Origin of the sequence: Microbispora bryophytorum, assembly GCF_006874465.1 — a bacterium.
Taxonomy (GTDB): Bacteria; Actinomycetota; Actinomycetes; order Streptosporangiales; family Streptosporangiaceae; genus Microbispora; species Microbispora bryophytorum.
In genome coordinates this window covers 116,449-135,725 of sequence record NZ_VIRL01000019.1, presented here as the reverse complement: position 1 = coordinate 135,725, position 19,277 = coordinate 116,449, and the positions used below count along the sequence as shown (strand labels likewise).

General features: G+C 70.5%; 23 protein-coding genes. 13 read left to right on the top strand and 10 right to left on the bottom strand.

The genetic code is table 11. The features are described from left to right. From FLX07_RS28520 to FLX07_RS28510, 3 genes are all read right to left on the bottom strand, one after another. The gene (locus tag FLX07_RS28520) at positions 1-447 is read right to left on the bottom strand and encodes a hypothetical protein (RefSeq protein WP_142574760.1); all 447 of its coding nucleotides are present in this window, start codon (positions 445-447) and stop codon (positions 1-3) included. Positions 448-667: 220 nt separating this feature from the next. Beyond that, positions 668-1,732 carry an endo-1,4-beta-xylanase gene (locus tag FLX07_RS28515; protein WP_142574759.1) on the bottom strand — a complete coding sequence of 355 codons (1,065 nt, stop codon included), beginning with the start codon at positions 1,730-1,732 and terminating at the stop codon, positions 668-670. A 369-nt stretch (positions 1,733-2,101) separates the two neighbouring features. Next, positions 2,102-3,040 carry a GerMN domain-containing protein gene (locus FLX07_RS28510; RefSeq protein ID WP_142574758.1) on the bottom strand — a complete coding sequence of 313 codons (939 nt, stop codon included), beginning with the start codon at positions 3,038-3,040 and terminating at the stop codon, positions 2,102-2,104. Between the two features lie 478 nt (positions 3,041-3,518). On the opposite strand from FLX07_RS28510, the gene FLX07_RS28505 reads away from it, so the two are divergent. After that, complete coding sequence (locus FLX07_RS28505) at positions 3,519-7,775, top strand: discoidin domain-containing protein (protein WP_229689925.1); 4,257 nt, start codon at positions 3,519-3,521, stop codon at positions 7,773-7,775. Between the two features lie 68 nt (positions 7,776-7,843). Here FLX07_RS28505 and FLX07_RS28500 read toward each other — a convergent pair whose 3' ends face one another. After that, positions 7,844-8,974, bottom strand: coding sequence for a glycoside hydrolase family 12 protein (locus FLX07_RS28500; RefSeq protein ID WP_208762427.1), 1,131 nt, complete (start codon positions 8,972-8,974; stop codon positions 7,844-7,846). A gap of 192 nt (positions 8,975-9,166) precedes the next feature. Between FLX07_RS28500 and FLX07_RS28495 the strand changes: the two genes are divergently transcribed. Further along, complete coding sequence (locus FLX07_RS28495; protein WP_142574756.1) at positions 9,167-9,529, top strand: DUF488 domain-containing protein; 363 nt, start codon at positions 9,167-9,169, stop codon at positions 9,527-9,529. Positions 9,530-9,604: 75 nt separating this feature from the next. Here the strand turns inward: FLX07_RS28495 and FLX07_RS28490 are convergent, their stop codons facing one another. Genes FLX07_RS28490 through FLX07_RS28465 form a run of 6 tightly spaced genes read right to left on the bottom strand, consistent with a single transcriptional unit; the run spans position 9,605 to position 12,269 of the window. Beyond that, on the bottom strand, positions 9,605-10,180 hold the full coding sequence (locus FLX07_RS28490) for an Asp23/Gls24 family envelope stress response protein (RefSeq protein ID WP_142574755.1): 576 nt from the start codon (positions 10,178-10,180) through the stop codon (positions 9,605-9,607). Positions 10,181-10,240: 60 nt separating this feature from the next. Further along, positions 10,241-10,849: a DUF6286 domain-containing protein gene (locus tag FLX07_RS28485; protein WP_142574754.1), complete on the bottom strand. Its 609-nt coding sequence runs from the start codon at positions 10,847-10,849 to the stop codon at positions 10,241-10,243. Next, a complete protein-coding gene (locus FLX07_RS28480) occupies positions 10,824-11,186 on the bottom strand; it encodes an Asp23/Gls24 family envelope stress response protein (RefSeq protein ID WP_142574753.1) in 363 nt (120 codons plus the stop codon). The genes FLX07_RS28485 and FLX07_RS28480 overlap by 26 nt, the downstream gene beginning before the upstream one ends. Further along, positions 11,183-11,368: a hypothetical protein gene (locus tag FLX07_RS28475; RefSeq protein ID WP_142574752.1), complete on the bottom strand. Its 186-nt coding sequence runs from the start codon at positions 11,366-11,368 to the stop codon at positions 11,183-11,185. The genes FLX07_RS28480 and FLX07_RS28475 overlap by 4 nt, the downstream gene beginning before the upstream one ends. A 2-nt stretch (positions 11,369-11,370) precedes the next feature. Beyond that, a complete protein-coding gene (locus FLX07_RS38040) occupies positions 11,371-11,796 on the bottom strand; it encodes a hypothetical protein (RefSeq protein WP_223854186.1) in 426 nt (141 codons plus the stop codon). Further along, positions 11,793-12,269, bottom strand: a complete 477-nt coding sequence (locus FLX07_RS28465) for an Asp23/Gls24 family envelope stress response protein (RefSeq protein ID WP_142574751.1) — start codon at positions 12,267-12,269, stop codon at positions 11,793-11,795. Before FLX07_RS28465 ends, FLX07_RS38040 begins: the two co-directional genes overlap by 4 nt. A gap of 332 nt (positions 12,270-12,601) precedes the next feature. On the opposite strand from FLX07_RS28465, the gene FLX07_RS28460 reads away from it, so the two are divergent. The 11 genes from FLX07_RS28460 to FLX07_RS28410 all read left to right on the top strand — a co-directional run bounded on the left by FLX07_RS28460 (position 12,602) and on the right by FLX07_RS28410 (position 19,268). Beyond that, positions 12,602-13,156, top strand: coding sequence for a hypothetical protein (locus tag FLX07_RS28460; RefSeq protein WP_142574750.1), 555 nt, complete (start codon positions 12,602-12,604; stop codon positions 13,154-13,156). Between the two features lie 5 nt (positions 13,157-13,161). Then, positions 13,162-14,670, top strand: a complete 1,509-nt coding sequence (locus tag FLX07_RS28455) for an SRPBCC family protein (RefSeq protein WP_142574749.1) — start codon at positions 13,162-13,164, stop codon at positions 14,668-14,670. Between the two features lie 97 nt (positions 14,671-14,767). Next, positions 14,768-15,184, top strand: a complete 417-nt coding sequence (gene gvpJ, locus FLX07_RS28450) for a gas vesicle protein GvpJ (RefSeq protein ID WP_142574748.1) — start codon at positions 14,768-14,770, stop codon at positions 15,182-15,184. A gap of 1 nt (position 15,185) precedes the next feature. Continuing rightward, entirely contained in the window at positions 15,186-15,977 is a 792-nt protein-coding gene (locus FLX07_RS28445) for a GvpL/GvpF family gas vesicle protein (protein WP_142574747.1), read from the top strand. A 19-nt stretch (positions 15,978-15,996) separates the two neighbouring features. Beyond that, a complete protein-coding gene (locus tag FLX07_RS28440) occupies positions 15,997-16,230 on the top strand; it encodes a gas vesicle protein GvpG (protein ID WP_142574746.1) in 234 nt (77 codons plus the stop codon). A gap of 7 nt (positions 16,231-16,237) precedes the next feature. Then, complete coding sequence (gvpO, locus tag FLX07_RS28435; RefSeq protein WP_142574745.1) at positions 16,238-16,696, top strand: gas vesicle protein GvpO; 459 nt, start codon at positions 16,238-16,240, stop codon at positions 16,694-16,696. Beyond that, a complete protein-coding gene (locus tag FLX07_RS38035) occupies positions 16,693-17,220 on the top strand; it encodes a gas vesicle protein (RefSeq protein ID WP_223854185.1) in 528 nt (175 codons plus the stop codon). The genes gvpO and FLX07_RS38035 overlap by 4 nt, the downstream gene beginning before the upstream one ends. Continuing rightward, complete coding sequence (locus FLX07_RS28425) at positions 17,213-18,196, top strand: GvpL/GvpF family gas vesicle protein (protein ID WP_229689919.1); 984 nt, start codon at positions 17,213-17,215, stop codon at positions 18,194-18,196. Before FLX07_RS38035 ends, FLX07_RS28425 begins: the two co-directional genes overlap by 8 nt. Then, entirely contained in the window at positions 18,193-18,513 is a 321-nt protein-coding gene (locus FLX07_RS28420; protein WP_142574744.1) for a gas vesicle protein, read from the top strand. The genes FLX07_RS28425 and FLX07_RS28420 overlap by 4 nt, the downstream gene beginning before the upstream one ends. Then, positions 18,500-18,964: a gas vesicle protein K gene (locus tag FLX07_RS38030; RefSeq protein ID WP_223854184.1), complete on the top strand. Its 465-nt coding sequence runs from the start codon at positions 18,500-18,502 to the stop codon at positions 18,962-18,964. The genes FLX07_RS28420 and FLX07_RS38030 overlap by 14 nt, the downstream gene beginning before the upstream one ends. A gap of 67 nt (positions 18,965-19,031) precedes the next feature. Further along, positions 19,032-19,268 (top strand): hypothetical protein, encoded by a 237-nt coding sequence (locus tag FLX07_RS28410; protein WP_142574743.1) that lies wholly within the window; start codon positions 19,032-19,034, stop codon positions 19,266-19,268. Positions 19,269-19,277 lie beyond the last annotated feature (9 nt).

Genomic DNA, 19,277 nt, shown 5'->3' with positions numbered 1-19,277 from the left:
TCACTGTAACGGCAGGCAGTCCGTCTCCCCTTCTATAACCATATTTCCTTTACTAGGAGAGGAAATCAGCATTCGCGTGTGGTATTGCCTGCTAACGGCCTCCCGCTTAGTCAAATCCGTGCCGACGTCATGTAGTTCGTACCTAGCGACTTCGTGCAGTCCGCCGATCAACGCGAGAGTGACCATCTCAGGGTTTCCGGAGCCCACGCCGGCCTTTGCTTTCACGGCATAGGTGCGCCTGTATCTGTCGCTGCCGCACGGGACGTCTTTCCCACCGGGATCGGTTATCTCTACATCCACGGCGAAGGCGTTCTTCATGGTCTGGTCTATGTGGCGTTTGAGGACCTGGCCGGCTTCGGCTGGGGTTGGTTCCGATTCGGTGCATGCGGACATCATCAGCCCGGCCGCCAGGGTTATCGGGACGATAAGCCGCAGGCGAAGCGTCATGGAACCCTCCAGACGACCGAATCCACGTGCCACGCACCATCATGACAACCGACCGGCCCATGGTACGTCCCGTTTACCGAACCACCCAGCCTTCTGTCGAAGGTGAACTGTTACATCTGGCCCCGGTTCAGCGGCTCCAATTAGCTCAGCGCTTTCTCGAACTCATCCGAACGAGACGGTGCCCGGCCCCGATGGGCGCGGGCACCGTTTGGCGGGAGGGTCAGTGCCTTCCGGGCCTTCCGGCGTCGCGCAGGGCGTCGCGGATCGCGTCGTAGGCCGGCTTGGGCTGGAGGTTCTCGTCGTACGGCAGGGCCGCGCCCTCACCCTGGAAGACGGCGGGGATCCAGGAGTATTTGTCGGTGTAATCCCAGATCGTGATGCCGACACAGCGGCGGACGGCGAGGCACGCCTTGGTCACCCTTGCGTACCAGTCGGCCTGGGTCGCGAGCTTGGCCTCGTCGGCCGGCACGTACATGCGGATGTCCAGCTCGGTGATGGCCACGTCCAGGCCGAGGTCGGCGAAGCGCTGCAGGTTCTGCTGGAGCGTGTCCGGATAGCCGTACTGCAGCGCGAGGTGCCCCTGGAAGCCGACGCCGTCGATCGGCACGCCCTGGGCCTTGAGCTGCTTGACCAGGGTGTAGTACGCGTCGCTCTTCGGCCCGATCGCTTCGAGGTTGTAGTCGTTCAGGTAGAGCTTGGCGTGCGGGTCGGCCTCACGCGCCCAGCGCAGCGCGTCGGCGATGTAGCCGGGGCCGAGCGTCCGGTAGAAGATCGTGTCGCGGTAGGTGCCGTCCTCGTTGAACGCCTCGTTCACGACGTCCCAGGAGTAGACCTTGCCCCGGTAGTGGCGGGCCTCCGTGAGGATGTGGTTCTTGAGGATCGCCCGGAGCTGGTCGGCGGTGAAGGTGCCGTTGTTCAGCCAGTCGGGGAGCTGGTTGTGCCAGACCAGCGTGTGCGCCCGGAAGGACATGTGGTGCTTGCGAGCGAAGTCGAGCACCTGGTCACCCTGGGTGAAGTCGAACACCCCCTGCTGCGGCTCGGTGGCATACCACTTGAGCGCGTTGCCCGCGGTGGTGGAGTTGAACTCGCTGCCGAGGATCTTGAGGTACGCCGCGTCGGAGAACTCGGGGTTGTCGGTGGCCGAGCCGAGGTAGCGGTGCGACGCGGCGGCCAGCTCACCCAGGGTCGTGTCGTGGTGCGGGCCGGGGTGGGCGGAGGCGGGGGTCGCCGCGATCGCGGTGACAAGCCCGGCCGCGGCGAGGGCGGCGGCGAATCTGTGCGGCATGAGGAAGGTCCTCCGGTCGGGGGTACGTGGTCGGACGTCCAGATGCACATGCCGGGAATGCTTCGCGAGTCGAAACTTTTCGAAACAATCCCCTAACTTTCTGTCGTCGTACCCTAGGAAATTGACCCGTCCTGAGTCAAGACCGCAGGAAAAATCCCTTTAACTACCAGCAGAAACACCATCGGAGCGCAGACAACAAGCACAGTAAGGCCCGAAAGTTTCAGGGAGAGAAGCCACTCAGCTGACGGCCTCCGCGTCGTACCGCGCTCCCGCCGCACCACCACGGCCGTCATGTCCGCCGTGGTCTCGGGCGGCCCCGGAACACCGGGTCGAGGGCCGGGCTCGCTCCCGAGCCCGGCCCTCGTGTTGTCATGGTTCGAGGCTCTCCGGAACGGAGTCGGAGTGCCCCTTCGGGCGTTCGGTGCGGCCGCTGGCGTCGTAGATCTTCACCCAGCGGATGCCCGGTAGTCGCTTGAGCGTGGGCGTGATCTCGTCGGCGACGGTGAACGCCGAGCCGCCGCTGCGGAGGGACCCGGTGAGCCGCACGTGGGCCACCCCGTCGCGGACGACGACCGAACGGACGCCCGTGGCCGCCGAGGCGACGAAGCGCAGCCCCTTGGCGTGCTCCGCCTGCGTGGGCCCGGCGAACAGCCGCTGGAGGGCGCCGCGCGCAGTGGACGGCGGGATCACCGGCCGCGACACCGCCGCCGTGTACGGCCGCCGCCCGGCCGCGTACGCCCGGGAGTCGAGGAAGTACGTGCGCACCGGCACCGTCCGGTAGGGCGTCTTGACGTCCACGACCACCCGACTCGGATGGGTGAGGGTGTAGACGCGGTAGGACGCCTTCCTGCTCAGCCCGATGCCGAACGTGAGCCCCGCCTCGAAGTCGCCGGCGTTGACGACCTGGATCACGCCGGGCAGCGCGAAGGTCTCGCGGGTGGGCCCGTAGGTGGGCCGCCCCTTGTTGTCGTGGCCGACCGCGCCGCCGAAGCGCAGCCCGAGGATCGCGTCGCCGGCCACCGGGACCGTGCGGCCCGAACCGTCGGCGATCAGCCGGGACACGTAGCCGGCGCCCCGCCGCGCCGGGAGCGGCCCGCGGAACTCGAAGACGACCCGGTCGAGTCCGGGGTGATGCGAGGCGCGCACGTCGACCAGGGTCGCCACGCGCGGCGCCGCGTGCACGGCGGTGCGCATGGCCGTGCGCACGGCCGCGTGCGACGGGACGGGTGTCGCGGCGGCCGGGGCCGCCAGCAGGCTCACCAGCGGCACGGCCAACACCGCGAGCGAGCGCTTGGGGGGCAGAAACATGAGGGCTCCTCTGCCGGGTTCCTTTCGCGAGTTGGGGGACCCGCGGGTGGGACGCAGGACCGGTTCCGGACCGGCGCCTGCTTGAAGTATCCCCAGGTAAACCCCGGTCGGGGACGGGACAGACCTGTCACCTTCCGTTCGGCTTTACCGACCCGTTGACGGCACGATGGCCCCTATGTAACATCTGGGCAACCTGATGTGAATAATTTGCAGCTCTAAATCGAGAGTTTGCGGTTCTCCGCAAGTTCCGGCAGGAAGCACTGCGTCCGTGCGCCCCGCCACCGTCACCTTTCGCGTGAAAGGACACGAGGTGATGTCGGCCACGGCAGTGGGCAACCGGTCGCCGCCGCGACCCCAGCGAGCCCCGATCTCCGAAATCCCCCCGCGACCGCGGATCGGATGATTCGCCGGTCGGTTCCTGCCGGACAGAGGAACGCAAATGTCGAAAACGCATGTCCCGTTATTGCGCTTGATCGCTGTGCTGGCCACGGTCTGCCTGCTCGCCGTGGCCGCGCCCCTCTCCCCCGCCTCCGCCGCCGGCGGCCCCAACCTCGCCGCCGGCCGCACCGCGACCGCGAGCAGCGGCAACAGCCCGTACGTCGCGGGCAACCTCAACGACGGCAACCAGGGCACCTACTGGGAGAGCTCGAACAACGCCTTCCCCCAATGGGCGCAGATCGACCTCGGCAGCGCGACGAGCATCGACCAGGTCGTGCTCAAACTGCCGGGGGCGTGGGAGGCCCGCACCCAGACGCTGTCGGTGCAGGGCAGCACCGACGGGTCCTCCTTCAGCACGATCGTGAGCTCGGCCGGCCGCTCCTTCGCCCCCGGCTCGGGCAACGCGGTGACGATCGGCTTCACCGCGACCACGACCCGGTACGTCCGGATCAACGTCACCGCCAACACGGGCTGGTCCGCGGCGCAGCTGTCCGAGATCGAGGTGTACGGCGCGGCCACCGCCTCCGGCAACCTCGCGCTCGGCAAGACCATGAAGGAGAGCGCGCACGCCGACGTCTACGGCGCGGGCAACGCCAACGACGGCAACCAGGCCACCTACTGGGAGAGCGCCAACAACGCCTTCCCCCAATGGCTCCAGGTGGACCTCGGCGCCTCGACCGCGGTGAACAAGGTGGTGCTGAAGCTCCCGCCCACCTGGGAGGCCCGCACCGAGACGCTGGCCGTGCAGGGCGGCACCGACGGCACGAACTTCTCCACCCTCGCCGCCTCCGCGGGCCGCGCCTTCAATCCCGCGAGCGGCAACACGGTCACCATCACCTTCTCCACAGCCGGCGTCCGGTACGTCCGGATCAACGTCACCGCCAACACCGCCTGGCCGGCCGCGCAGGTCTCCGAGTTCGAGGTGTACGGCCCGGCCCCCACCGGTGACGCCCAGGCTCCGACCGCGCCCTCGAACCTCGTCTACACCGAGCCCGGTTCCAACCAGATCAGGCTCACCTGGTCGGCCTCGACCGACAACGTCGGCGTCACCGGCTACGACGTCTACGCGAACAACGTGCTGCGCACCAGCGTCGCCGGAAACGTTCTGACCTACACCGACAGCCAGCCCACCAGCGCCACCGTGACGTACTACGTGCGGGCCAGGGACGCCGCGGGCAACGAGTCGGCCAACAGCAACACGGTCACCCGCAACGGAGCGACCGGCGACACCCAGGCCCCGACCGCCCCCTCGAACCTCGCCTACAGCGAGACCACGCCGGGGCAGGTCAAGCTCACCTGGACCGCCTCCACCGACAACGTCGGCGTCACCGGCTACGACGTCTACGCGAACAACGTGCTGCGCACCAGCGTCGCCGGAAACGTTCTGACCTACACCGACAGCCAGCCCACCAGCGCCACCGTGTCGTACTACGTGCGGGCCAGGGACGCGGCCGGCAACGAGTCGATCAACAGCGGCACCGTGACCCGCAACGGCTCGGGCGGCGGCTCGAACATGGCCGTCGGCAAGCCGATCACCGCCTCCTCCTCCACGTTCACCTACGTCGCGACCAACGCGAACGACAACGACGTCGCGACCTACTGGGAGGGCGCGGGCGGCTCCTACCCGCAGACGCTGACCGTCCAGCTCGGGGCCAACGCGGTCGTGAGCGCGGTCGTGCTCAAGCTCAACCCCGACGCCGCCTGGTCCACCCGTACGCAGACGATCCAGGTGCTGGGCCGCGAACAGAGCACCTCGGGGTTCGCCACCCTGGCCGGTGCGGCGACCTACACCTTCAACCCGGCGAGCGGCAACACGGTGACGATCCCCGTTTCCGGCACGGTCGCCGACGTGCAGCTCAGGTTCACCGCCAACTCCGGGGCCCCGGCCGGGCAGGTCGCCGAGTTCCAGGTGATCGGCTCCCCCGCGCCCAACCCCGACCTGACCGTCACCTCCCTGTCGGCCTCCCCCGTGTCCCCGGCCGAGACCGACGCCGTCACGCTGTCGGCGACGGTGCGCAACGCGGGCAGCCTCGGCTCCGCCGCCACCGCCGTGAACTTCTACCTGGGCGGGACCAAGGCGGGCACCGCCTCGGTCGGCGCGCTCGCGGCCGGCGCCTCGGCCACCGTGACGGCGAACATCGGCCAACGCGACGCGGGCAGCTACCCGCTGAGCGCCAAGGTCGACGAGTCGAACGCGGTGATCGAGCAGAACGAGACCAACAACGCCTTCACCGCCTCCTCCCCGCTGGTCGTGAAGCCGGTGGACAGCTCCGATCTGGTGGCCTCACCGGTGAGCTGGTCGCCCGGAAACCCGGCCGCCGGGAGCACGGTGACGTTCACCGTCGCGATCAAGAACCAGGGCACGGTCGCCTCGGCGGGCGGCGCCCACGGCATCACGCTCACGATCACGAACGACTCGGGCGCCGTGGTCAGGACGCTGACCGGCTCCTACAGCGGCGCGATCGCGGCCGGGTCCACCACCGGCCCGGTCACCCTGGGCACGTGGACGGCCGCCAACGGCAGATACACGGTGAAGACCGTGCTCGCCACCGACGCGAACGAGCTGCCGGTCAAGCAGGCCGACAACACCTCCACGCTGCCGTTCTTCGTCGGCCGCGGCGCGAACATGCCGTACGACATGTACGAGGCCGAGGACGGCGTGACCGGCGGCGGGGCGACGGTGGTCGGCCCGAACCGGACCATCGGCGACCTGGCCGGAGAGGCGTCCGGCCGCAAGGCCGTGCGGCTCACCACCACCGGCAGCTACGTGGAGTGGACGACCAGGGCCGACACGAACACCCTGGTCACCCGCTTCTCCATCCCCGACGCGGCGGGCGGCGGCGGCACCGACGCCACGCTCGACGTCTACGTCAACGGCAGCTTCCTCAAGGCGGTCAACCTGACCTCGAAGTACGCGTGGCTGTACGGCCCGGAGGCGGGCCCGGGCAACTCGCCGGGCGCCGGCGCCCCACGGCACATCTACGACGAGGCCGACGTCCTGCTCGGGACGACCGTCCCGAAGGGCAGCAAGATCCGGCTGCAGAAGGACGCCGCCAACACCTCCACGTACGCGATCGACTTCGTCAACCTGGAGCAGGTGTCGGCGATCCCCAACCCCGACCCCGCGACGTACGCCGTACCGACCGGGTTCACCCACCAGGACGTGCAGAACGCGCTCGACAAGGTGCGGATGGACACCGCGGGCACGCTCGTGGGCGTCTACCTGCCGCCCGGCGACTACCAGACGTCGGGCAAGTTCCAGGTGTACGGCAAGGCGGTCAAGGTGGTCGGCGCAGGGCCGTGGTTCACCCGGTTCCACGCGCCGTCGACGCAGGAGAACACCGACATCGGCTTCCGGGCGGAGTCGTCGGCCAACGGCTCGACGTTCTCCGGGTTCGCCTACTTCGGCAACTACACCAGCCGCATCGACGGGCCGGGCAAGGTGTTCGACTGGCAGAACGTCGCCAACATGACGATCGACAACATCTGGGTCGAGCACCAGGTCTGCATGTACTGGGGCGCGAACACCGACAACATCACGATCAGGAACTCGCGGATCCGCGACACCTTCGCCGACGGCGTCAACATGACCAACGGCAGCACCGGCAACCTGGTCGCGAACAACGAGGCGAGGACGACCGGCGACGACAGCTTCGCGCTGTTCTCGGCCATCGACGCGGGAGGCGCCGACGAGAAGGACAACGTCTACGAGAACCTGACCGCGATCCTGCCGTGGCGCGCGGCCGGCCTCGCGGTGTACGGCGGCTACGCGAACACCTTCAGGAACATCTACATCGCGGACACGCTGACCTACTCCGGCATCACGATCAGCTCGCTCGACTTCGGCTACCCGATGAACGGCTTCGGCGCGAGCCCGCCCACGGTCTTCGACAACATCTCGATCATCCGCGCGGGCGGCCACTTCTGGGGCCAGCAGACCTTCCCGGCGATCTGGCTGTTCTCCGCCTCGAAGGTGTTCCAGGGCATCCGGGTCAGCAACGTGGACATCGTCGATCCGACGTACTCGGGGATCATGTTCCAGACCCAGTACCTCGGCGGCCAGCCGGTCAACCCCATCAAGGACACCGTCTTCACCAACATCTCGATCTCCGGAGCGCACAAGAGCGGCGACGCGTTCGACGCGAAGTCGGGCTTCGGCCTCTGGGCGAACGAGCTGCCGGAGCCCGACCAGGGACCGGCGGTCGGGTCGGTGACCTTCAACAACCTGAAGCTCAGCGACAACTACCAGGACATCAAGAACACGACGTCCACCTTCACGATCAACGTCAACCCCTGACGACGTGACGGCGCCGCCGGAGGGACGTCCCTCCGGCGGCGCCGTCTTTTTTGGGGGGTGTCAGGGGGTCAGGAGCAGCGGGTGCCGTTCAGCGTGAAACCGGTCGGGTCGCCGTTCGAGCCGCTCCAGGTGCCCTGGAAGCCGAACTGGGTGTTCCCGCCCGCCGGGATCGACCCGTTGTACGACAGGTTCCTCGCGGTCACCGACGATCCGCTCTGGGTGACGTCGGCGTTCCAGTAGCCGGTGATCTTCTGGCCGCTCGGGAAGGAGAAGCCGAGGTTCCAGCCGTTCACCGCGCTGGAGGAGGTGTTGGTGACGGTCACGGTGCCGGTGAAGCCGCCCTGCCACTCGTTCTTGCTGTAGCTCACCCGGCAGGCGCCGCCGCCGTTGCCGTTGCCGCCGGTCGGCGAGGCGGTGGGGGTCGGCGAGGGGCTCTGGACGACGCCGCCGATGCTGTAGGAGAAGTTGTTCACCGCGAGGCCGGCGCCGCCGATCCAGGGTTCGAATCCCGCCTGGACGCTGGTGAGGTACCACGACCGCTGGGCGTACCCGCGGTTCACCGCGTCGTCGTAGAACGAGCGGACGGCGAAGTTGATCGAGTTCGTCGGCGAGGTGCGGACGTAGGAGATGACGTTCCAGCCGATGTTGCCCTCCCAGACGTCCCAGGTGCCTCCGGCGATGTTCGCCGTGCCCACCCGGGAGCCCACGGGCTGCACCGAGCCGGTGTGGTTGAGCCACACCATGATCTCGGCGCCGGTGTTCTGGCCGTCCTTGCGAGGCGTCGGGTCGAACCAGATGTCGTAGGCCGCGTCGTAGACGCCCGAGCCGGGGTAGCTCATGCTGACGCTGGTCTGGACCGTGTTGAACTGGCTGTTGCTCGCCTGGAGGGGCAGGCCGCTGCCGCTGGAGCAGTTGGCGTAGTGGCAGCCGGCGTAGATCGCCGGGTACGCCGCCGGGGTGCCGCCCGTGTTGTTGTGCCCCGCCTGCGTCACGGTGAAGCCGGAGTTCGTGACGTTGATGCACTGCGGGGCGTTGCTCCCCCACACGTTGTTGATGACGACGTACTTGCCGCCCTGAATGGTGGTGCTGCCGTACTTCTCGCAGATCGTCGTGTCCGCGTGCGCCGCCTGACCGACGACGAGCGACGCGGCGACCGAGCCGAGTAAGGCGAGGCCCGCCGTGATCATTCGCATCCTCATGTCCCGGACCATAGACATGGGACGAGTACGGCAACACGGGCGGATTTAATCGACAACTTGGACGAAATCCCGACCAGCGACAATGCCCTTACGGAAAGTGAAACTTTCAGTCACACGTGCTGTCCGGCTGCCGTACACCGGCGTGCGGCACCCTCCACCGGGGAGTATGGCGGCAGGAGGAGGTGGCAGCCCATGTCCGTAACGGTCCGCCGCGTGTACGAGGATCCCGCGCCCGGGGACGGCACACGGGTGCTGGTCGACCGGGTGTGGCCGCGCGGCCTCACCAAGGAGGCCGCGCACCTGGACGAATGGGTCAAGGACGTCGCGCCGTCCGGCGCCCTGCGCACCTGGTACGGCCACGTCCCCGAGAGGTTCGCCGAGTTCCGCACCCGCTACCTCGCCGAGTTGGACGATCCCGAGCGGCAGGCCGCCCTCGACCGGCTGCGCCGGCTCATGGAGAGCGGCCCGCTGACCCTGCTCACCGCGACCAGGGACGCCGGGCACAGTCAGGCCGCCGTCCTCGCCGAGGTCCTGTCCGGCCGCTCGTCGCAGTGATCCGCTGCTCCAATGATTCTGGCTCGGCCGGGCCGCCGCGTCCCACGGGCGTGCCGCCCACCGCGGCGGGCGCGTTCAGTGGACCTCGCGGGTGCGGCGGCCGCCGGTGAGGTTGAGCCGGACCATCGCCGGGAGACGGTGCAGGCCGAGCGTGGTGCGCAGGTCCGGGACGGCCTCTTCGTGCAACCGGGTGACCAGTGCCCCCAGATCGGCCGGTTCCACGGCGGAGACGCCGAGGTCGAGGTGCGGGTCGTCGGACGGGCCGCGCAGCACGGCGTGTGCCCTGCGCACGTCCGGGTAAGCGCTGACCTGCTCGGCCAGGGCCTCGCTCGCGGGATGCGCGTCGACCTCGGTGACCCCGGTCGTGCCCGACTCCAGTCGCAGTCGCCGCGGCCGGTCGACCCGCAGCAGCGCCAGCAGCCAGGCCAGCCCGATGAGCCCGATCACGAACGCGATGGCGGCCACGACCGGCCAGAACCACGGCGCCGTCGTCGCGAGGTTCCTCGCCCCGGCGTCCACCACCGGCTCCCGCACGGCGGCATCGCCGAAGGCGCCGAGCGCCCGCGCGAGCGCGAGGCCCCCCGCGGTCAGCAGAACCAGGCCGAACAGCGCCAGGCCCGCCCGGTTGCCCTTGCCCGATCTCGTCTTCACCGGTCCTGCCTCCTTCACCTGGGACGGGCCGTGCACGCGTTCACGGGTCCTGACCTCTATCTAGGACGGGCCGTGGACGCGCAGGTGCAGCGCGACATGGTGGGCGGGGGCGAGCCGGGCCAGCTCGTCCTCCACGGCCGCCCGCACGCGCTGCCCGAGCGCCGCCGTGTCGCGCAGGTCCGTCCGGACCGACACGTCCGCGTGCCAGCCGTACATCCGCGCCCCGGCATCGCGCACGCCGTCCACCTCGTTCGCCCTGGCTCTCAGTGCCCGCGCCAGCGCGCGGCGCGGCAGGCCGACCACCAGGTCGGGGTCCCCGGTGCGCAGCGCGACCATCCGGCCCCTGCCGGGGACGGCCGCGATCAGGATCAGCACCAGGCCGAGCAGGGTCAGCGCGGAGGCCACCGCGAGGACCCGGCCGTCGTCCCAGGCCGTGGTGCTCGCCCACCGGGCCCACTGGTCGTACGGCACGAGCTTGACGGGGAGCCCCAGCAGCGCGGAGACCACGTGGACGGCGGTGAGACCCCCGATCCCCAGCAGCGCGAGCGCGGCGACCGCGGCCGGCAGCCCCCGGCTGGGCCGGAAGGCCCGGCGGGCTCCCCCCTCTGCGAACCCCCGCATCGGGACGAAGCGCGGCGCCCTCTCAGGCAGGCCTCGGCCTTCGCTCATCGCCACCCCTCCGCTCGTGCTTGCGACCGGACTTCCGCTCGGACTTCCGCTCGGGCACCAGCTTCACGACCTCGATGTCCACGTTCTCCACGGCGATGCCGGTCAGCTCGCGCAGCCGCCGCCGGACATGCTCGCGGATCTTCGCGGCGAGCCGCGGCACCGGCGCCGGATAACGCACGGCCAGATCGCAGTGGACCGCCGAGACCGCCCCGGACACCGACGCCGACACATGCGGCAGGCCGGTCACGTGCTCGTCCTCGCTCGCCAGTTGCTCGGCGATCCTCGTGAAGGCGCGGTCCGAGATCGTCGTCGTCCCGTGCGCGGTGGGCACGCTCATTGTCTTCTCGGGTGCATCTGCGGCAGGTGTACGCCGCCTTCGAGCACCAGGCCGACGAGGAACCCGACGATGCCGAGGACCAGGACGATGATGAACGCGCTGAGGCCGCCGAAGGCCCCGACCACCCCCAGCACCGTGCCGAACAGCAGCCCCGCGATCCCCCAGACCGGATAGCCTTGCATGATCATTCCTTCCTTCCGCCGTCGTCTGTGACCACGTCGGCGATCGTCACATCCACCTTGCGACCGCCGGCCAGGCCGCCGATCGCGTCGCGGACCAGGTCGGCGATCTCCGGCAGCGGCCTGCCGTACCGGGCGACGATGTCGATCTCGACGGCGTCGTCCCGTATGGCGACGCCCGGGACGAGACCCCCGGGCAGGTACGTCGCGACCACGCCGAACGGTCCCCGGGACAGGTCGGCGACGTCGGCACACGACAGCACGCGGTCCGCGATCCTGCGGGCGGAGACCCCGAGTTCCTCGCCTTCCCGGCCCGCTCCGGCATCCCGCTCCGGCGGCGGGCCGCCCGGGGAGCCGGGCCCGGCCCGCTCGGGCGCCGCGACCTGCGGGCCGCCGCGTTCCGTCCCCGCGTTCTCCGGGAAGGCGCTCATTGGACCCGCGGCTCCCCGTCCTCGGGCGCCTGCGGCTCCTGTTGCCTCGGCAGGTGAACGTCGTCGACCGCGATGTTGACCTCGGTGACCTCCAGCCCGCACATGCGTTCCACCGCGCGGATCACATGGCTCCGCACGGCCTGCGCGAGATCGGGGATCGCGACGCCGTACTCGACGATGAGGTGGATGTCCACGGCGGCCTGCCGCTCGCCGACCTCCACCGACATGCCCCGGGTGACACCGTCCTCCCCGCCGAGCGCGCCTTTGATGGCGCCGAACGCGCGGGCCGTACCGGTGCCAAAGTCGTGGACTCCGTCGATCTCGCGGGCCGCCATGCCGGCGATCTTCGCGACCACCTCGTCGGCGATCGTGGTGCGGCCCCGCTCCGTCATCAGGCCGGAGCCGCCCTGCGTCCCAAGAGGCCGCCCGCGTGCCGGCTCGACGGTCGCGGTCGACGTTCTGGTCTCGGTCATGTGACTCCCCCGCTTCCAGCGCGCGGTAGGTACCGGTTACCGCCGATACATGGCGGTACTACCCCGTTTGCGCTGAGTAATCATCCGAGGTCGGACGAGTTTGGGTCATCGAAAGCCCCTCAACACACCAAGACCCGCGAGCCCGGCGGGGGGAGGAACGGACACCCTAAGAACGGGATCAAGTCTGGCCAAAACTGTCCGCTATGTACCGCTGTGAGTTTTTCTGTGCCCGTCTAGGGCATTCATACCGTTCAGTCGGATCGCAGCGCCGGACGGCGAGACGGGCGGATGACCGGAACGGCGCTTTGGGGCAGCCAGTAGGAGGCGCGATCATGAAAGACGGACTGAAGGTGGCCCTGGCTGTCATCGCGGGTTACTACCTCGGCCGACACCACAAGCTGCGCCTGGCGCTGGTGCTCGCGCTGGCCATCCTCGCCGCCCGCCTCAAGGGAGAGGGAGCGGCCGGCGCCTTGCTCGAACAGGTCCCCAAGATCCTGGGCGGCGCCGCCCCCGACCTCGGAAAGATCACCGAGCGCGTGCGCGGCGACCTGCTGGACGTCGGCAAGGCGGCCGCCATGCGCGCCACCAGCCACCAGATCGACAACCTGAGCGACAAGCTGCACGAACGCGCCGAGGCGCTCCGGCAGCCCAAGGGCCGGGGCCGGGCCGCCGAGGAGGAAGCGGAGGAGGAGGAGCGGCCGGAGGAGGGCCGCCGCCGGGTGCCCCGCCGCCGCCCGCAGCAGCGCGAGCCTGAGCCCGAAGAGGCCTACGAGGAGGAAGAGGAGTACGAGGAGGAGCCGTCCGAGGAGGAGGCCGAGGAGCCCGAACCCGAGGAGCGACGCCGTCCCCGGATCCGTCCCAGCCGTCCCGTGATTCGGAAGAGGTGAGACCGATGACCGAACAGACGCGGGAACGTGCCCAGACGGAACAAGCGCAGGGTGCACGGGGGCAGGGTGCACGGGCGCCGGACGAAGGGGCGCTGCCCACGCAACGGCTCGGACAGGAGTTCCAGAACCTCGCCACGGCCGTGGCCGAGCGCGCCCTGTCCCGGGTCACCGGGAAGATCGACGGCCTCGCCGGCCGTCTCACCGACTACGTGGAGCACGGCGGCTCCGGGCTGTTCAGCGCGCTCACCGGGAAACAGGGCGGCGGGCGTGAGGCGCTCGGCGGGCTGCTCGGCGGCCTCACCCACGGCCGGAACGCCCGGGACCTGCTCAAGTCGGCGGCCGACCGGCTCGGCGCGACGGGCGGAGGCGGCCTACTCGGCGCTGTCACCAGCGCTCTGACCGAGGGCGGCGGCGGCCACCCCGTACGCGCGGCCATGCTGGCGTACGGCAAGGAGAAGATCAAGGGCCTGTTCGGCGGGGGCGGCGGAGGCAAGGGCGGCAAGGGCAAGAAGCTCAAGGTCACCAACATCGTCGAGTCGCTCGACATCGGCGCGCCGCTTCGCCTGGTCTATAACCAGTGGACGCAGTTCGAGGACTTTCCGAGCTTCATGAAGAAGGTCGAGACCGTCGAGCAGAAGTCCGACGAGAAGCTCGGGTGGAAGGCCCAGGTCTTCTGGTCGCACCGCACGTGGGAGTCGACGATCGTCGAGCAGGTTCCCGACAGCAGGATCGTCTGGCGGTCGCAGGGGCCGAAGGGCTTCCCGGACGGCTCGGTGACCTTCCACGAGATCACTCCCGAACTGACCCGGGTCCTGCTCGTCGTCGAGTATCACCCGCAGGGGTTGTTCGAGCGTGTCGGCAACCTGTGGCGGGCCCAGGGCCGCCGGGTCCGGCTCGAGTTCAAGCACTTCAGACGGCACGTCATGACCAACGCCCTGCTGCGTCCCGACGAGATCGAGGGCTGGCGGGGCGAGATCCGCGACAGCGAGGTCGTCAAGGACCACGAGACGGCGCAGCGCGAGGAGCGCGAACGCGAGGGCCGCGAGCGGGGCGAGGAGGCCCCCGAGGAGCGCGAGGAAGCGGCTCCCGAGGAGCACGAGGAAGCGGCCGAGGAAGCGGCTCCCGAGGAGCACGAGGAAGCGGCCGAGGAAGCGGCTCCCGAGGAGCACGAGGAAGCCGAGGAGGAGCCGTACGAGGAAGAGGAAGAAGAAGAAGAAGAGGAGGAAGAGGAGCCCGAGCGGGCGCGCAGGCCCGCATACGCGGGCGCCCAGGCGGGCGGACGCACCGGACGTACCGGGCCGCCGGCCACCCGCGGGCGCGGGGACGAGCCGGAGGAGCGCGGCGCGCGGGCACCGGCCGGGCGGCGCGGTGCGGAGGCCGAGCGGGGCGAAGGCGAACAGCCCCGGAGGGACGAGCGGGCCCGCAGGGGCGAGGAGACCGAGGAGACGGGCGAGGCCGAGGAGCGGCCGGCGCGCCGCCGTCCCCTGGTCCGGCGCCGCCGTCCCCCCGAGTAAGAGACACCGGAACAGCAGACACGGCCTGTACGCCGGGATGGCGGCTGGGCGGAGCGAGTGATCGGAAACACGACGGGAAACCGAGGAGGGGAAGCGCATGACGGTAGCCGTTCCACCGGCGGGTGGCGGCGGATTGCCGGGCCGGTCGTCGGGATCGGGCCTGGCCGACGTCATTGACACGATCCTGGACAAGGGCCTCGTGATCGACGCCTACGTACGGGTCTCACTGGTCGGCATCGAGATTCTGACCATCGACGTGCGTGTCGTCATCGCGAGCGTCGACACCTATCTCCGGTTCGCCGAGGCGGTGAACCGGCTGGACCTGGCGTCCCAGCAGCCGGGGCTGCCCGGCCTCCTGTCGAGCGCGCCCCAGAGCATCGCCCGCGGCAAGACCAAGGGCGTGGTCCAGGGCGTGCTGGAGGCTGCCGGAGAGAAGCTGCAGGACCTGAGGGAGGGCTACGCCGCGGAGGAACCAGCCCCGCGTGCCCGCCGGCGTCGACGGGAGGAGGACTGAGATGACGGGCTCCACCAGGCAGTCCAGGGCGGGCGACCGGGCCGAGGCTCCCCCGCGCAACACCGCGTGCTACGTCTACGGCATCCTCCCGGAGGACGTGGAGATCAGCGAGGACGCCATCGGGGTGGGCGATCCTCCCGGCCGGGTCAAAATCATCAGGCACGGTGAGATCGCCGCGCTGGTGAGCGATATCGACGTGGACCGCCCCCTCGGCCGCGCATCGGACCTGGTGGCCCACGAGCAGTTGCTCGACGAGGCCGCGGCCGAGGTCCCCGTGCTCCCAATGCGGTTCGGCGCCGTGATGACAACCCCGGAAGCGGTCGTGGAGGAACTGCTGGCCCCGCACCACGACTCGTTCGCAGCCGCGCTGAAGCAGATCGAAGGCCGGACCCAGTTCGTCCTCAAGGCGCGGTACGCCGAGCAGCCGGTGCTGGTCGAGGTGCTGACGGAGAACGCCGAGGCCAGGCAGCTGCGCGACCGGATCAGGCAGTTGCCGGAAGACGTGACCCGCAACGAACGGATCCGCCTCGGCGAGCTGATCACGCAGATCATCGCCGCGAAGCGCGAGGCGGACACCCGGGCCGTCGTCGGGCGCTTCGAGCCCTTCACCGCCGGCGCGGTGGTCCGGGACCCCAGCCACGAGCGGGACGCCGCACATGTCGCCTTCCTCGTGGAGAACGACCGCCAGGCCGACTTCGAACGCGCCGTCGGGGAGCTGCGCTCCGAGTGGGGAAACCGGGTCGAGGTCCAGATGCTCGGGCCGATGGCGCCATACGACTTCGTCACCACCTGACTCATGGGAGGAGGCCGCCGTGGGACTGATCAGCATGCTGTTCACCTGGCCGCTCGCCCCGGTCCATGGCGTCATCCGGCTGGGCGAGCTGATCCAGCAGCAAGTCGAGCACGAGCTGCGGAATCCGGCGGCGGTCCGGCGGCGGCTGGAGGCCATCGAGGAGGCCCGACGCTCGGGCCAGATCTCCGAAGAGGAGGAGGCCCAGGCCGTGGAAGAGGTCCTCAGGCTCATGAGCGGCCCGCGGAGGGGGTGATCGTCGCATGCCTCCCCGGCGGAGAGCCCGTTACGACAAGGACGCCGCGCCGCACGGGCGGTGGGCCTCCTCGGGCATGCCCGAGGAGGCCGGGCCGTACGACGAGCCCGAGGCCGAAGACGAGGACGAGCGCGGGGATGCGCGCGGGGATGCGCGCGGGGATGACGAGCGCGCTGCCGAGCCGCGCCGGCGCCGGGCCGCGCTGAACGCGGTGTCCGCCGGACGGCTCGGCCTGCGCTACATCGCGGATCTGACCTCCAAGGACACGGAGGGGGTCACGTCGGTGGAACCCGTGGAGGACGGCTGGCTGGTGGATGTCGAGGTCGTCGAGGACCGCAGGATCCCGTCCACCGGCGACATGCTGTCGATCTACGAATGCCAGGTGGACGACGAGGGAAATCTCTTGTCCTACCGGCGCACCCGGACCTACCGGCGGGGCACGGGCCTTCAAGGCGGTGGGCTATGACCGATCCCCGCTCGCGTCCCATCCTGCGTGAGTCGTCGTACGCGCCGCCGGCCGTCATGGGCCGGGAGTCGACCAACCTGGGCGACATCCTGGAACGCGTGCTCGACCGGGGCATCGTGATCGCCGGCGACATCCGGGTGAACCTGCTGGAGATCGAGCTGCTGACCATCAAGCTGCGGCTGGTCATCGCATCGGTCGACACCGCGCGGGAGATCGGCATCGACTGGTGGGAGCGCGACCCGTGGCTCAGCGGCAAGGACCGCGAACTGGCCGAGGAGAACCGCCGGCTCCGCGACCGCCTGAACGCGGTCGAGGAGCGCCTGCTCGCCTGGGAGGAGCGGGCGGAGCTCGAACCGGGCGAGCACGCGCACGAACGCCCGGGAGAGCACGCCGGAGAACGCCCGGGAGAGCACGCGCAGGAGGGACCGGGCTTCCGCGCGCACGAGCGACGGGGTGACCGCCAGGCCGAGGACCGCGCCCGGCGGCTCGGCCGCCTCGGCGGAACGGAGCCCGGCCGTGAATGACAAGCACCCCGCCGTGAGTGAGAACCACCCCGCCGTGAGCGGGAGCCACCCGGCCGCGGGCGGGAGCCGCCTCGCCGCTCCCGCCGCCCCGCCGCAGAAGGCGCAGGGGCCCCATGCCCCTGACGACCCGCGCGCGACCCCTGAGACCGCCACCCCGGGCGGCCCCGGCCAGGGGGTCTACCTGTACGCGGTGACGCCCGGAGGGGAGCCCCCTCGGGACCTGCGCGGCGTCAGCGACGGCCCGGTGCGGACCGTGTCCTGCGGCGGGCTGGTGGCCCACGTCAGCGACGTGCCCCTCGACCGGTTCGGCGAGGAACCGCTGCGCCGCTCGCTGGAGGACCTCGAATGGGTGGAGGGGGTCGCGCGCGCCCACCACCGGGTCGTCGAGGCGCTGGCGGCGGCCGGGCCGGCCGCACCCGTGCGCCTCGTGACCGTCTACACCGGCGAGGAGCAGGTCCGCGATCTCCTCGACCGGCGGCACGACGACTTCGCGGAGATCCTGTCGCATGTCGCGGGACGGCGGGAGTGGGGCGTCAAGGCCTACCTGCGCCGGGACACGCCGCCCCCCTCTCCCGCGCCCGCCGCCACCGCCGCCACGACCACCGCCAGCGCCGGCGCCTCCGGTGGCGAGAGCCCCGGCCTGGCGTACCTGCGCCGGAAGAAGGAGAGCCTGCGCGACAGGGAGGACCTGTGGCGCGCGGCGGCCGAGCGGGCCGAGCTCCTGCACGCCGAGCTGGGACAGGTCGCCGTGGCGAGCCGCCGCCACCGCCCGCAGGACCCCCAGCTGTCCGGGCGGAGCGAGTCGATGGTGCTCAACGGCGCCTACCTGGTGGATCCGGCCCGCGAGGAGGAGTTCGCCGCGGTGCTCGGCGGCTACCGCGACCGGTTCCTGGACGTCGAGCTCACGGGCCCGTGGGCGCCCTACTCCTTCACCTCGATCGACCTCGGGTCGAGCCGCGCCGGGGGCCTGCGATGACGCCCGGCGGGACCCCGGCATACCTGCCGGAGCGGCCGCGGGGCGGGACCCTCGCCGCCGAGGGCCGCCTGCCGCCCGAACGTGTGGCGCTCGTCGACCTGCTCGACCGGCTGCTCGCCGGCGGCGTTGTGATCACCGGCGACATCGTGCTGTCGATCGCCGACATCGACCTCGTCCGTATCTCCCTGCGGGCGCTGCTCGGCTCCGTACACGGCACCGAGCCGTTCGACCCGCTCGGCGAGCCGTACGCGGAGGGCGGGCGGGCACCGGACGATCGCGCCCACGGCAGGAGGGAGGGTGGCGATGAGCGGTGGTGAGGCCAGGAGCGCTCCGCGGGACACCGCGGCAGGGCCCTGGCGGATGGGCGTGGAGACCGAGGCGGGCGGCCCGGATCTGCGGGAGCAGGACCGGCGGGAGGAAGACCGGTGGGAGCAGGACCTGCGGGAGCAGGACCGGTGGGAGCAGGGCGCGGAAGCCGGCAGGGGCAGCCCCTGGCGGATGAACACCGACCCGGAGGCGGTGCGGCGCGACCTGAGCCGTCTCGTGCTGACGCTCGTCGAGCTGGTGCGCCAGCTCGTGGAACGGCAGGCCATCCGGCGGATGGACCAGGGCGACCTGTCCGACGAGCAGGTCGAGACGCTCGGCCTGACGCTGATGCGCCTGGAAGAGGCCATGACCGAGTTGTGCGAGCGATTCGACGTCTCACCGGCCGACCTCAACCTCGACCTGGGGCCCCTCGGCACGCTGCTGCCCACCGACGCACCGTGAGCGCGAGCGTGTACGGCCAGGTCGCCCGGGTAGGCGGAGGGGACCGATCGGGGCGGAAGGGGATGTCATGAGTGTCGTCGGCCGTGACGAGGTCCGGGCGCTGCTGGAGTCGCCGTCGCCCGACGCGACGCTGGTGCTGGTGGGCGGGCGGTGTGAGGTCGTGCCGGAGTCGCGCGCCGAGGGCGTCGTGATCGTCGGCCGGCGTGACCTGGAGAGCCTGCTGGGCGACGGCCCGGTGGACGACCGGCGGCTCGGCGAGCTCGCGGACCGGCTCGACACGATCGCCCGCGACCTGGGTGCGTGACGGCCCGAC